This window comes from Dendronalium phyllosphericum CENA369, assembly GCF_016056275.1.
Classification (GTDB): domain Bacteria; phylum Cyanobacteriota; class Cyanobacteriia; order Cyanobacteriales; family Nostocaceae; genus Dendronalium; species Dendronalium phyllosphericum.
In genome coordinates this window covers 18,392-31,279 of the sequence record NZ_JAECZA010000048.1, presented here as the reverse complement: position 1 = coordinate 31,279, position 12,888 = coordinate 18,392, and the positions used below count along the sequence as shown (strand labels likewise).

Here is a 12,888-nt window from a genome sequence, read left to right as displayed (position 1 = left end):
GCTAACAGCCTATTGGGAAAATCGGCAGAATATTAAATTCAAAAGTCTAATTCCTAGTTATCAAAAGCTTGCCCAAAAACAGGGTTTTATCTGTCCAGTATGTGGAGAATCATTATTCAATGATGAACCCATACAAAAACACCATAAAATACCTTTTTGTGATGGGGGTAACGAAAGTTACGCTAATTTAGAACTAGTGCATTATTACTGTCATCAACAAATACATTCTCATGCACAGAATCACCTTTCTGAAATTGAGAATGAATTGAGTCCTTGGTAGCTCTAGGATTTGCTAAAGCCGGATGCAGGGTGAACTTGCTTGTCCGGTTTGTCGGGGGGAAAGGGATAGCAATATCCCTGCCCTACCCAGTAAACATATTGCCCCATTGTGAGGTTAGCTGTGTAGCTATGTTGAAATTTCACTTAATCCCTATTAGGGATTGAAACTTGGTGAGTGGCTTCTGCCTCTAGGAGGTTCTCGAGTTGAAATTTCACTTAATCCCTATTAGGGATTGAAACACCCATAGAGGAAGCCCCTAAGAATGTGTTACCTAGTTGAAATTTCACTTAATCCCTATTAGGGATTGAAACAAGTTGAAGGAACCTCGATAACTTCTCAAAGGTTGAAATTTCACTTAATCCCTATTAGGGATTGAAACAGAATCCCTGTGATGGTGTTTGTAGCTCATTTTGGTTGAAATTTCACTTAATCCCTATTAGGGATTGAAACTTGCCTTGAGCGGTAGCTTCTGGTACGGACAACCGTTGAAATTTCACTTAATCCCTATTAGGGATTGAAACATTTGGCGGACACATATCAGTAGGCGATTTAACTATTTTTGGAGTTGAAATTTCACTTAATCCCTATTAGGGATTGAAACACGTTGTAATTGGGATTTAATTTTATGTCTTATGTTAAAATTTCACTTACTCCCTATTAAGGATTGAAACTCATCCATTTCTTTGACAGCTGCTGCGGCATGTTGTTGAAATTTCACTTGCTCCCTACTAGGGATTAAAACGTCTAGCTGTTTTTTAATTCGTAGAACTCACATTAAGATTATTCTATCTGAATCACAACCTTACCGAAGTGAGCTGCACTTTTAAAGTAACTATAAGCTTCCCGTGCTTTTGTAAAAGGGAAAACTCTATCTATAACAGGCTGAAGTTGATGTTGAGCGATTGCCTGATTCATTGCCTCAAACATTTCCCGGCTACCTACATAAATTCCCTGGACTGCTAAACTCTTGAAAAGTATGGGCATAGGGTCAATTTCACTTCCTCTACCTGACAATACGCCAATCAAGCTGATTCGTCCCCCAATCCGGACTGCTTGTAGTGATTTGGGAAAAGTTCCCGCACCGCCTACTTCAACTACATGATCTACACCTGTGCGATTAGTCAGTGCATAAACTTGCTTTTCCCAGTCTGGCGTTGTCTTGTAGTTGATGATTTCGTCTGCACCAAGCTGTTTGGCTGTTGCTAATTTTTCATCACTACTAGAAGTGACGATCGCTCTAGCACCATGTATCTTTGCAAATTGGAGCGCAAAAATGGAAACGCCACCAGTACCAAGCAATAAAACAATGTCATTTGGACTAATATTACCCTTTGTTACTAGAGCGTGCCAAGCTGTAACAGCTGCACAGGGCAAAGTTGCACCTTCACAGTAAGATAGACGATCGGGTAATATCACTACCCCGTCTTGGTGTAATACAACATACTCCGCAAGCATCCCATCGATCCCACCTCCTAGATCCGATTTCATTTTTTCTCTAGTCAAAGAACCATAAATCCAATCTTGGAAGAAGATACCAGCTACGCGATCGCCTATTTTCACCCGCGTCACACCTTCCCCCACCGCCACGACTTCCCCCGCACCATCAGACAAGGGAATCAGCGGATATTTCACCCCAGAACCGTAGGCTCCTTCAACCACAAGTAAGTCGCGGTAATTTAAGGATGTGGCTCGGACTTTGATGAGAACTTGCCCTGCTGCGGGTTTGGGTTCGGGGCGATCGACTAATTTCAGGGCATCAATACCTGTATTGCTCTGGATTTCGTAAGCTTTCATAAATGGACATCGTAGGGCGTTGGGAATTAAGTCAAAAATATTTTTTTAAAATACTAGCGCGATCGCCAAATATTTTGCTATAGTTAATTCTTGTGTGCAACAGCGGGTGGTTAGCTCAGTTGGTAGAGCGCCTGCCTTACAAGCAGGATGTCACTGGTTCGAGTCCAGTACTACCCATATTAATTGAACCAGTCTTGAAAGTTGTAAGCTATTACAGCTATCTGAAATATAAATACAGTCCAAAAAAAGCTGAAATAACTGAGGCAGGAATTGTCACAGAGCCAGGATAAGCAGATCATTTGGGAGCATTTTTACTATCAGCTACTAGTAGTACGCCAAGGCAACTTGGCGGGGTAAGGGGGAAAGGGAAAAGGTTTTTTATCCTTTACCCAACCTCCACCTAACATTTTTGGGTTGGCAGACTACTAGAACATGGCTGCTAGAGTCACAAGCAGCTCGCTTGTATCTACCAAGATATAACAAGCGTATGTTACTATTGATAGCAATGAAGTTGATGTCTGCGGCGTAGTTACCGCAGTATTTCATGTTGATTCAAGTTTTCTTTGTAGAGAGCTTAGTAGCTCTATTAAAGGAGGATGGCTGGTGTTAATAGTTCCAGCCACGAACGGTTAGACGTTGAGGCGACGCTAACCGAGGTTGAAAAGCTCCAGTTTAATCGCACACACCGTAATGCCTCCGGATTGTTCTATATCGAGGGTGTGCGTAACTTTATAAAGGTAATTGACAACAGTTTTGATATTGAGGCGATCGTGTTTAGTGAAAGGCTGCTAACAGCACCTCTTGCACGGAAGCTAGTTCGCAGAGCTCGTCGCTCTGGTATTTGCTGCATCAATGTCACACCCGAACAATTTCGAGGTGTCTCGCATAGCGAACGTGCCTCTGGCGTTGGTGCGATTGTTCGTCAACGCTGGTTCGAGCTGCACGAAGTCTCACCACAAGCAGGGTTGTGCTGGGTGGCTGTTGAAACTGTTCGTTCGCCAGGAAACCTTGGCACTTTGATTCGGACATCAGAAGCGGTTGGAGGTGCTGGATTCATGTTCGTAAAAGAAAGCATAGATCCTTACGAGCCTGATGTGATTCGGGCTTCTATGGGTTCGATATTTACCCAGAAGTTTGTACGTACAAGCTTTCCAGCACTCCGTTATTGGGTACGCGATCGCAGCTGTCTTGCTATTGGTGCTTCGCCAGATGGTCGGGTTGACTATCATCAGTTTAATTATCCCCAATCTACTCTTCTTTTCCTCGGTGAAGAACGCCAAGGTCTGACTCCACAACAGCGAGACTTCTGCCAGCATCTTGTCCGGATTCCGATGGCGGGGGCGGTTGACTCTCTCAATCTTGCTGTGGCAGGAAGCCTTTTGATGTATGAGGTTTATAAATCAAGAGTGTTGTGTATTTAAACACAATATTGCTGAGGAAATTAGACATATGAGTAACTTAATTTTTGCATGTCCCTAAATAGTTCTTGACAATCTGCAATATCCTTTCTGCTGCACGACCATCCCCAAAAGGATTGATGGCATTTGCCATTGCTTCATAGGCTTGGGGATTACTCAGCAACTCAGTTGCGGATGCAGCAATATTCTCGCTTGTAGTTCCCACAAGTTTAGCTGTACCCGCAGCAACCGCTTCTGGTCTTTCTGTCGTCTCTCTCAAAACCAGCACTGGTTTTCCTAAGCTAGGTGCTTCTTCTTGCAAACCACCAGAGTCAGTAAGTAAAAAATGCGATCGCCCAATTGCACCCACCAATTCTGCATAATCTAAAGGTTCTGTTAAAAAAATTCGGGGATGATTACCTAAAAGCGCTTGCAAAGGTTCTCGTACTGTCGGGTTGCGGTGTAATGGTAAAAGTAAAGCTGTGTCGGGAAACTTATCTAATATCTGCAAAAATCCCAGGGCGATCGCTTGTAGTGGTTCTCCCCAATTCTCTCGCCGATGGACTGTCACTAACAAGGTGCGATACGCATTCCAGTCTAAACCTGGAACATCACAAGCTGGTTGCGTTGCAGCTACATTCAGCAGTGCATCAATTACCGTGTTACCTGTCAGGTGAATTTCTCCCAATACACCAGAACGCTGCAAGTTTTCCACAGCCAAACTAGTTGGTGCAAAGTGCAACTGAGTAAGTTGAGAAATCAGCCGCCGATTAGCTTCTTCTGGATAAGGATTGAATAAGTCATCTGTTCTTAACCCTGCTTCTACATGACCTACAGGGATTTTTTGATAAAAAGCTGCTAAAGTTGCCCCAAAAGCTGTAGTGGTATCTCCCTGTACTATTACTAAATCTGGTTTATTCTTTTGAAATAATGCTTCCAAGCCTCGCAAACTGCGACAAGTAATATCGCTCAAAGATTGCTGAGGCTGCATAATCTCTAGGTCATAATCTGCTTTGAGGTTGAACAACTGCATTACTTGCTCAACCATTTCTCGATGCTGTCCAGTTAAAATTACTTGCAACTCAAAGTCTGGAGAATTCTGGAAAGCTTGAATCACTGGAGCTAATTTAATTGCTTCCGGACGCGTACCTAAAATAATGTCAACTCGCTTTTGATTAGTCATCTGAAGGATGAAGGATGTACGGCTTTGCTGCTCCCAAAGAGCACAATGAAGTATGAAGCTTTTACTTCATACCGTAAGGAGGTTAGAAATAAACACGCTTTAAAGCTAGTGCTTTGCATCTTAGTTTAATTTGAGTCGGGATAGGTAGTTTATAATTTAAATTCGTTAGAATGCTTGTAGGGTAAAGATTTAAGTAAAGTTTGCGTAATTTTGGAAAAATTTTGGATGACTAAGGGAAGAGAAAGATAATATAGTGTGAGCAAGAGTTAGCATTGATTTAGCAGGTCAATGAGTACAATAATATGCTCTACGATCGTGCTTAAACACTGAAAATAATGCTTTTGAGCATTAGATGAGCATTTTTCAGAGACTAATGGTTGAAAGTATTGATTTTAGAGGTTTATAAGCCAGTGCGAAGGAAGTATCTAGCCAAAATTTTCGTGACGCTTCGTCCTTCTGTTTTAGACCCTGCTGGTGTAGCCGTACAATCTGGTATTCAGCAAATGGGATACGATAACGTCGAACAAGTGCGGATTGGTAAATACATCGAACTACTCATCACCTCGACGGAAGAGAAAAAAGCGCGTCAAGACCTCGATCGCATCTGCGATCAAATGCTAGCAAATACGGTGATTGAAAATTACCGCTTTGATTTGATAGAGGTCGAAACTCAGACGGGAGTATTTTAGGGACGATGAAGGAGCAGGAAGAGAGCAGGGGGAGCAGGGGGAGCAGGGGAGCAGGGGAGACAAGGGAGAAATAATAACTACTTCTGCCACGGACAACTGACTCTCGTACAGAGGCGATTAATTGCGTCTCTACGACAAATAATTCTTGTACAAATGCGATTAATTGCGTCTCTACGACAACTGACAACTGACAACTGACAACTGACAAATGACTAAATTCGGCGTTGTTGTTTTTCCAGGTTCTAATTGCGATCGCGATGTTGCTTATGTAACCAAAGATTTGCTGGGTCAACCGACTCGCATGATTTGGCATCAAGAAACTGATATTGCTGATTTGGATGTGGCGATTGTTCCGGGTGGCTTTAGTTATGGGGATTATCTGCGCTGCGGTGCGATCGCGCGGTTTTCGCCTGTGATGCAGCAGGTCATCGAACACGCCCAAAAAGGTAAGTTTGTCCTCGGTATTTGTAACGGGTTTCAGGTATTAACTGAAGCGGGACTGTTACCAGGAGCGCTGACAAGAAATCGAGATTTGCATTTTATCTGCGATCGCGTTCCCTTGAAAGTAGAGCATACCAATACCTCTTGGACGCAAGCTTATACAAATGGTGAGATTATTACTCTGCCCATTGCCCACGGAGAAGGTCGATTTTATGCCGATAAAGCGACTTTATCAGAGATTGAAGATAACGGGCAAGTAATTTTTCGCTATGTAGGCGAAAATCCCAATGGTTCGTTGAATAACATTGCTGGAATTTGCAATCGTCAAGGCAATGTTTTGGGAATGATGCCGCACCCAGAAAGAGCATCTGATGCCATGCTAGGTGGCAGTGATGGTTTGAAGTTGTTTCAAGGTTTGTTAGAGAAGGTAGCAGCTTTAGTCTAGATTTACCTTCGCAACTTATATAAAACAACAAGGGATACAGCATTGCTGTATCTCTTTTTTGTATAGCAGTAAGTAGAATTTACAAATATTTTTGTTAAAATTAGCTACTTTTGTTAAGACTACTCTACATCAGCTTTTATCAAATTGCTTCAGTATTCACAATCACTATAATATCTTCCCAAACTTGATAAATTGCTAATTAAAGAACAATTTAGACAAAGGCATATTTATACAATCCCGTGGATTACCTAATGTCTATTTCAGAATCTATTAAAAATTTTATTAAATGGATACAAGCTTTTGATAATCGAATTTTGCAAAATGCATATGATGTGGAAAAAAAATTTGTTTTGCCATTGTTTCAGTATCTTGGTTATCCAGATAAGTGCCGACAGAGTAAATATCCTTTAACAATACATAATATTGGAATTAATGAAAATCAATTAGAAATTGTCCAAATATATTTTGCTACTGATGAACTGATAAAACAAAACGCAGATACATCCTTGATTATCGTTATCTGTCTAGAGCCACAGAAAACCGATTATCAACAAGCGATCGAACAAGCGAAGTTTTACAGTAAATATCTAAATCCTGTATTTTTTATTATTACTAATGGTTATCATCTCAATATATTTCAATTCTATCGTTACCACGTAATAGAGTTATTTATTAATACAAATACAGATTTACTGATTAATTTTGATATTGCCTCTAACTTCTATAATCAATTAAATTTTCAGACTGTAAAAAATATTGATAGAAGTATATCTAACTTACCTACTTATACCAAATCTAATTTCATAGCAAAATTTATTAAATATCATCCAGACTTAAAAAATGTCTTAGCTAAAACTGATTTTGAACCTTCACTGATACGAGAAGGAAACCGCTTAATTGTTGTGAAAACTCAAGTTTTAATCGACTGTAATTTGCCTACAGGTTTCTCTGAAGGTAATTGTCAGATACAGTTCAGTAGTCTTGTTTTAAGAGGTATAAAAGTTAATTTGACTCATCAATATATTTTAGGTAAATTAACTACTGGGCTGAATACTCAACCACATTGGGGTTGCCGTCGATTTCTCAAACAACTAGATAGCAACATTTTTGAAGTTTTTTTAGGACAAACAACAATCATTTTATCGGAATTAGAAACTTTAGAATTGTGTTTGTGCATTGATACAGTTTGCCAAGAATATAAAAATTCAATAATTGAGTTTGAAACTACTTTAGAAACATGGGAATTTGAATTTATAGAATTTTTAGGTCTTCGAGGTGTGCATCTTTTTTCTGTAGACTCGAAGTTATGGGATTTGATGCAGAAATTTGCGAAGAAATTTAATTATACTCAAGGCAAATCAGAATGGCATTTATTCCATCAAGAAGATATACCAATTCGTGTAGGTAGAGGGATTCGCGATCGCGCTTTTATTTTTCCTAAAAATGATACTGACATCACTCATATAATATATGAAATAAATGATGTTCATTTACAACCTCTTGAAAGAGGAAATCCTTTTTGGCAACAAGAAATTGGGCCGCGAGGTATTTGGACAGCAGAATATACCAAACAATGGTTATTACATAAATATATTCCCAAAGTTGTTGATTATTACTCACAGCAATTTAAATTATCTCAAGGTGAATTACTAAAAAATCTAGAAAAATATCAATACGAGTTAACTCCTATTGAAAAAATTAATGAGATTAAAGAGTTAATCCCTTATCTTCATAATATCCAGTCTTGGCTAAATATTTATTGTGAGAATATTGCTGCTTCCGTTTTGCAAGCATATTACCAAGCATTTACAGATTTGGTACGGAATACTGATTCTTCGATAACAGGTATAGACTATATTTTAGGCAACTTGCGTAGGGTAGAGTGGGGAAATGCATCAGAGGAAGTCTCCCACAATTCAATAAATTGGACAAACTGGAATTTTAAAGATGCAATAAATAGTTTAGAACGGCAAATAGCTAGGTTAAATACTTCTGAATATGAGAATAGTTTAAAAGCAGATTTAATAACTCGGACGTTTATCTGGATTCTAGAAAATGGAAAAATTTGTTTTTCTCAAGCGCAGTTAAATTCTGCAAAACAAGCTTTACTACCACTTTGGGAACAGAGTCGCTTTGAAATGCGCTATGTGTATCCTAATCGTTAAATTTTTGACGTTTTATTAATTGCAAAAGTCTTATTTATGCTGATGTAAAAGATGAGATAAACTAACTACATAATTTTTTTTAAATTCAACACAAATCCAGGTAACACATTTTCTCCTGATAAGCTGGTAGGATTGTTTAATATCTCTACATCTTTACCTGGACGGTAAATTTCTACTCGCTTGTTTTTGCGGTCAATTAACCAACCTAATTGAGCGCCGTTTTCAATATACTCCTGCATTTTCTCCTGCAATTCTTTCAAGGAATCAGTACGAGAACGCAACTCTATTACAAAATCAGGACAAATAGGGGCAAATTTTTCTTGCTGTTCTGGGGTTAAAGCATTCCATCGTTCAATTCTCACCCAAGAAGCATCAGGAGAACGTTCTGCACCATTGGGTAGAATGAAGCCAGTTGAAGAGTCAAAAACTTCACCTAAATTACTCTCAGAGTTCCAAATATCTAGTTGAGTTGTAATTTTAACGTTACGTCTACCTGTATCGCTGCCTGTAGGTGGCATAATTAATATTTCCCCTGATGCTGTACGCTCAAATCGATAATCGCTGTTTTTCTGACACATTTGAAAAAATTGCTCGTCAGTTAAGTCGATTTTCAATTTAAGAGTAGAAGGCAAAGTGATTGCAACAGCTTCCATATACGTATCCCAATATCTTACTTTCTAGTTTAGTGCTGTGCGAGTTGCGATCGCCTCGCAAGAGATAATGGAGTGCGGTATAACATAAAGCTATATAATCTCTTGTAAATTCAACACAAATCCAGGTAGTATATTTTCTCCTAATAAACTAGTAGGGTTGTTTAATATCTCTACATCTTTGCCTGGACGGTAAATTTCTACTCGCTTGTTTTTGCGGTCAATTAACCAACCTAATTGAGCGTCATTTTCAATATATTCCTGCATTTTCTCCTGTAAATCTTTTAGAGAATCATTAGGAGAACGTAACTCTACTACAAAATCAGGACAAATCGGAGCAAATTTTTCTTGTTGTTCTGGGGTTAAAGCATTCCACCGCTCAATTCTTATCCAAGAAGCATCGGGTGAACGTTTTGCACCATTGGGTAGGGTGAAGCCAGTTGAAGAGTCAAAACCTTTGCCTAATTTAGTCTGTTTATTCCAGATTCCTAATTCAACAACCATATCAAAGTTACAGTTGCCAGTATCACTACCTGTAGGTGGCATAATTAATATTTCCCCTGATGCTGTACGCTCAAATCGATAATCGCGGTTCCTCTGACACATTTGGAAAAATTGCTCGTCAGTCAAGTCGATTTTCAATTTGAGGGTAGGAGGTAAAGTGGTTATCGTGGCATCCATATTCTGATTCCAGCATCTTACTTTCTAGTTTAGTGCTGTGCAAGTTGCGATCGCGTCGCCAGAGATGATGGAGAGCGATCGCCAGTTCTGGCTTTAGAATTCACCTTAACGCTACAAACATTCTAGGGAGTTTGTACCTTCCCTGTAGCTTTTGGGTATAACCATCTTTCAATTTGCACTGCTAGCTACATAGTGCTTGCGGTTCCCTTATCCTTACGGGAAAGCGAAGGTATTACGGTATTCATTACCTCTTTTATACGGTTCACACTACCTATCTCTACATGTAAAGGTATTGCAATTAATCTTTACATTTCGTAATATTATTTTACAGATGAGGACAAACAAGGAGCAAAAAGATGACAAGTAAGGGCTTCACCGTTAACGAATTGGGTCAACTTAACAACTTTGCGATTGAACCCAAGGTTTACGTCGATGAAACTTCACAAACTGGCTTTACTGAATATGCAGAAAAACTCAATGGTCGGTTAGCAATGATTGGCTTTGTTTCACTCATAGCCCTTGAAGTTTTAACCGGACACAGTTTAATAGGGTGGCTAACTAGCCTCTAATTAATGAATTTTGCTCGATTTATAACAAATAGAACAATTTAGAGGAAAGCTATGAAAACTGATTTTGATTACCCCAAAAAAGATTTAATCGGGCCTGTTGTCTTTCGCCCTGATTTCAACAACTTTACAAAAATCAATGCAAATCAAGCTTGGTCTTTGTTTTTTACTGCTGGTCAAGACGATAAAAGTCTGGGACAACAAGCTGAATTAGGTAATTTTTTCACTAATGTCCTAATCGCTGTTGCGGTAGCAGGCGCTCTTTGGCCAATTTTTCTAAGTAACGTTGGATGAGCAGTCTTGTTCGGTGTTTACTTGTAATAATTTCAAATGAAGTCTTGGCTTTGGCTGCTGGGACTTCTTTTAATTTTTCAACGTAAACAACGAATCGCTACTAGCAACCCTCTAGCTTTATTTAGTGTCTCTTCGTATTCTTTCTCTGGGTCGGAATCAGCGACCAAACCCGCACCAGCTTGTACGCTTACCGTATTATCGTGTAATACCATCGTGCGAATTGCGATCGCGCTATTCAATTGTCCTTCAAAATCGTAATAACCATAAACGCCAGAATAAACGCCCCGGCGACTCGGTTCTAACTCGTGGATAATTTCCATAGCCCGAATCTTGGGTGCGCCGCTAACTGTACCTGCTGGAAAACAAGCTTTAAGTAAATCCCAGGCTGTTTTCTCTGGCGCCAATTTACCCACAACATTACTAACAATGTGCATTACATGGGAGTAGCGTTCAACCACCATTAATTCATCTACTTTCACACTACCGCTTTGGCAAACACGCCCCAAATCATTGCGCCCTAAGTCAACAAGCATCACGTGTTCGGCTATTTCCTTGGGATCTTCTAGCAAATCCTCAGCCAATGCTGCATCTTCTTTGGTTGTTTTTCCGCGAGGACGCGTCCCAGCAATTGGGCGTACTGTTGCTACGATGTCCCCATCTGAATCTCGTTCTGCTTTTACCATTACTTCCGGACTAGAACCGATAATTTGCCAATCTTGGAAGTGAAAGTAAGCCATGTAAGGCGAAGGATTAATCTGGCGTAGCGAACGGTAAAGCGCAAAGGGGTCGCCTGTATATTCTGTTGCTAGCCGTTGAGAAATGACGACTTGAAAGATATCGCCTGCTTTAATGTACTCTTTTGCTTTTTGGACACTGGCACAAAATTCCGGACGAGTGAAGTTACTTGTATATTCCCCTACTCCCCCAGCTCCCCCTGCTTTCTTATTCCCTGGAGGTGTCCACTCTAATATGGTTTTTTCTGGTGATAGGGGTAAAGATAGCTTGCTGACCATTTGACTGACGCGATCGCAGGCTTTTTGATATGCTGCTTTCAAGTCTACTTCTGGGTCGCGCAGATCGGCATAAGCGATCGCCCAAATTTTCCGCTTTACTTGGTCAAAAACTAACAGGTGGTCTACCTGCATCCATAATCCATCAGGGATATTACGCTCATCTGGTGCATGAATTGGTACGCGCGGCTCTATCCAGTGAATTAATTCATAACCCCAAAATCCCATCAAGCCGCCAATTCCTGGCGGTAGTTCTGGTAACTTGACCGGGTGATAAGGTTCTAGACATTGGGCTAAAGCTGTAAAAGGATCGCCTTCAAAAACAACCTGCGAACCATCTCGGTGTGTTTGGGTTGTGAGATTTCCCCTAGCAGACAAAATCCACACAGGATCGCAACCTACTAAACTATAACGCCCTAATTTTTCCCCACCTTCTACCGACTCCAACAAAAAGCTATAAGGCTGGCCTGCACAAACTTTATACCAAGCAGATACTGGCGTATCTAAGTCTGCAACCCATTCTTGATAAACTGGCACAAAGTTGCCTTGCAAAGCTAGCAAAGAAAAATCAGAAAAGTCGGGAAAGATCATAAACAGTTATTTTTAATTAGCCCAGCTGTCTGTTGAGTGCTGAGTAATAAGTTTTGAGTCGTGAAATTTTTTTAACTCAGAACTCAGAACTCAGCAACGCCACTTGCTTCAAGTCGGCAAAGCCGACGACACTTGCTACAACGGGGGGAAACCCCGCAACGCAATGTCTGCCCAACGCAGTGGCTCCTCAGCACTTAATTAAGCGTCGTAGGTATATTTACCACTAAACTTTAGTTGTGCTGGGCTGGGGTTTTGCCCGATGCTGCGCGCTACGAAACGCACTTTTTCACGACCTTCATTTACCTTTTCGGGGAAGACACCATCAGCTGGATGGATGAAATTGGTTTCGCCGTTGGGGTAAATCCGGTAGATTTTGTAGTCTGTGATTTTGAATTTCCGCAGTTGACCGCCTAAAGCAATGCCTTGTTCTTTACGAGCTAGATACAGCAGGTTTTCACCTTGCTGCATGGTAGCAGCGCCACCTGTAGGCAATTCAAATACTTGTGCTTTGGGGCTAGTCCAAGTGATTGCGTACTTTTCTTCTTCTTTTGCTTTTGTCAGCAAGCCACCAGTGCTGCCGGCATACAGGGGGGTTTTTCCAGAAAGTTGTTCTGCCATAAGCATTCTCTCAAGGTTTTTAGGGCATCCTAACACTGTCATCACGATCGTATTGCGATCGCGTCATAGACTGTAACAGTTTTT

13 protein-coding genes, 1 tRNA gene and 1 CRISPR repeat array are annotated in these 12,888 nt (G+C 40.5%); of the genes, 8 read left to right on the top strand and 6 right to left on the bottom strand.

Features of this window, described 5'->3' with window-relative positions; all coding sequences use genetic code 11:
* On the top strand, positions 1–280 hold a 280-nt coding region (locus I8752_RS12940), incomplete at its 5' end, for an HNH endonuclease signature motif containing protein (protein ID WP_214432729.1).
* A 130-nt stretch (positions 281–410) separates the two neighbouring features.
* Positions 411–1,022: direct repeats of the CRISPR family, unit length 37 nt; unit sequence GTTGAAATTTCACTTAATCCCTATTAGGGATTGAAAC.
* 38 nt (positions 1,023–1,060) lie between these two features.
* Here the strand turns inward: I8752_RS12940 and I8752_RS12935 are convergent.
* Positions 1,061–2,074, bottom strand: a complete 1,014-nt coding sequence (locus tag I8752_RS12935) for a zinc-dependent alcohol dehydrogenase family protein (RefSeq protein WP_214432728.1) — start codon at positions 2,072–2,074, stop codon at positions 1,061–1,063.
* Between the two features lie 104 nt (positions 2,075–2,178).
* Between I8752_RS12935 and I8752_RS12930 the strand changes: the two genes are divergently transcribed.
* Positions 2,179–2,251, top strand: a tRNA-Val gene (locus I8752_RS12930).
* 419 nt (positions 2,252–2,670) lie between these two features.
* Positions 2,671–3,495, top strand: a complete 825-nt coding sequence (locus I8752_RS12925) for a TrmH family RNA methyltransferase (protein ID WP_214432727.1) — start codon at positions 2,671–2,673, stop codon at positions 3,493–3,495.
* Between the two features lie 37 nt (positions 3,496–3,532).
* Here I8752_RS12925 and wecB read toward each other — a convergent pair whose 3' ends face one another.
* Complete coding sequence (gene wecB, locus I8752_RS12920; RefSeq protein WP_214432726.1) at positions 3,533–4,654, bottom strand: non-hydrolyzing UDP-N-acetylglucosamine 2-epimerase; 1,122 nt, start codon at positions 4,652–4,654, stop codon at positions 3,533–3,535.
* 410 nt (positions 4,655–5,064) lie between these two features.
* Here wecB and purS point away from each other — a divergent pair, with 410 nt between their 5' ends.
* The 3 genes from purS to I8752_RS12905 all read left to right on the top strand — a co-directional run bounded on the left by purS (position 5,065) and on the right by I8752_RS12905 (position 8,394).
* Entirely contained in the window at positions 5,065–5,343 is a 279-nt protein-coding gene (gene purS, locus I8752_RS12915; RefSeq protein ID WP_214432725.1) for a phosphoribosylformylglycinamidine synthase subunit PurS, read from the top strand.
* 208 nt (positions 5,344–5,551) lie between these two features.
* Positions 5,552–6,229: a phosphoribosylformylglycinamidine synthase subunit PurQ gene (gene purQ / locus I8752_RS12910; protein ID WP_214432724.1), complete on the top strand. Its 678-nt coding sequence runs from the start codon at positions 5,552–5,554 to the stop codon at positions 6,227–6,229.
* A 251-nt stretch (positions 6,230–6,480) separates the two neighbouring features.
* Entirely contained in the window at positions 6,481–8,394 is a 1,914-nt protein-coding gene (locus I8752_RS12905) for a type I restriction enzyme HsdR N-terminal domain-containing protein (RefSeq protein ID WP_214432723.1), read from the top strand.
* A 65-nt stretch (positions 8,395–8,459) separates the two neighbouring features.
* Here I8752_RS12905 and I8752_RS12900 read toward each other — a convergent pair whose 3' ends face one another.
* Together I8752_RS12900 and I8752_RS12895 are read right to left on the bottom strand one after the other, a co-directional pair.
* Positions 8,460–9,047 carry a Uma2 family endonuclease gene (locus I8752_RS12900; RefSeq protein WP_214432722.1) on the bottom strand — a complete coding sequence of 196 codons (588 nt, stop codon included), beginning with the start codon at positions 9,045–9,047 and terminating at the stop codon, positions 8,460–8,462.
* Positions 9,048–9,137: 90 nt separating this feature from the next.
* On the bottom strand, positions 9,138–9,725 hold the full coding sequence (locus I8752_RS12895; protein WP_214432721.1) for a Uma2 family endonuclease: 588 nt from the start codon (positions 9,723–9,725) through the stop codon (positions 9,138–9,140).
* 356 nt (positions 9,726–10,081) lie between these two features.
* Here I8752_RS12895 and I8752_RS12890 point away from each other — a divergent pair, with 356 nt between their 5' ends.
* Together I8752_RS12890 and I8752_RS12885 are read left to right on the top strand one after the other, a co-directional pair.
* Positions 10,082–10,294 (top strand): chlorophyll a/b-binding protein, encoded by a 213-nt coding sequence (locus I8752_RS12890; RefSeq protein WP_214432720.1) that lies wholly within the window; start codon positions 10,082–10,084, stop codon positions 10,292–10,294.
* 51 nt (positions 10,295–10,345) lie between these two features.
* On the top strand, positions 10,346–10,585 hold the full coding sequence (locus tag I8752_RS12885; protein WP_214432719.1) for a hypothetical protein: 240 nt from the start codon (positions 10,346–10,348) through the stop codon (positions 10,583–10,585).
* A 77-nt stretch (positions 10,586–10,662) separates the two neighbouring features.
* On the opposite strand, the gene trpE is transcribed toward I8752_RS12885, so the two are convergent.
* Both trpE and I8752_RS12875 read right to left on the bottom strand, forming a co-directional pair.
* On the bottom strand, positions 10,663–12,186 hold the full coding sequence (gene trpE, locus I8752_RS12880; protein WP_214432718.1) for an anthranilate synthase component I: 1,524 nt from the start codon (positions 12,184–12,186) through the stop codon (positions 10,663–10,665).
* A 198-nt stretch (positions 12,187–12,384) separates the two neighbouring features.
* Positions 12,385–12,804 carry a photosystem I reaction center subunit II PsaD gene (locus I8752_RS12875; RefSeq protein ID WP_214432717.1) on the bottom strand — a complete coding sequence of 140 codons (420 nt, stop codon included), beginning with the start codon at positions 12,802–12,804 and terminating at the stop codon, positions 12,385–12,387.
* Positions 12,805–12,888: the final 84 nt, after the last annotated feature.

Coding starts and splice junctions, on each gene's coding strand:
- I8752_RS12935 (WP_214432728.1), bottom strand. CDS start 2,074: ATGAAAGCTTACGAAATCCAGAGCAATACAGGTATTGATGCCCTGAAA.
- I8752_RS12925 (WP_214432727.1), top strand. CDS start 2,671: ATGGCTGGTGTTAATAGTTCCAGCCACGAACGGTTAGACGTTGAGGCG.
- wecB (WP_214432726.1), bottom strand. CDS start 4,654: ATGACTAATCAAAAGCGAGTTGACATTATTTTAGGTACGCGTCCGGAA.
- purQ (WP_214432724.1), top strand. CDS start 5,552: ATGACTAAATTCGGCGTTGTTGTTTTTCCAGGTTCTAATTGCGATCGC.
- I8752_RS12905 (WP_214432723.1), top strand. CDS start 6,481: ATGTCTATTTCAGAATCTATTAAAAATTTTATTAAATGGATACAAGCT.
- I8752_RS12900 (WP_214432722.1), bottom strand. CDS start 9,047: ATGGAAGCTGTTGCAATCACTTTGCCTTCTACTCTTAAATTGAAAATC.
- I8752_RS12895 (WP_214432721.1), bottom strand. CDS start 9,725: ATGGATGCCACGATAACCACTTTACCTCCTACCCTCAAATTGAAAATC.
- I8752_RS12890 (WP_214432720.1), top strand. CDS start 10,082: ATGACAAGTAAGGGCTTCACCGTTAACGAATTGGGTCAACTTAACAAC.
- I8752_RS12885 (WP_214432719.1), top strand. CDS start 10,346: ATGAAAACTGATTTTGATTACCCCAAAAAAGATTTAATCGGGCCTGTT.
- trpE (WP_214432718.1), bottom strand. CDS start 12,186: ATGATCTTTCCCGACTTTTCTGATTTTTCTTTGCTAGCTTTGCAAGGC.
- I8752_RS12875 (WP_214432717.1), bottom strand. CDS start 12,804: ATGGCAGAACAACTTTCTGGAAAAACCCCCCTGTATGCCGGCAGCACT.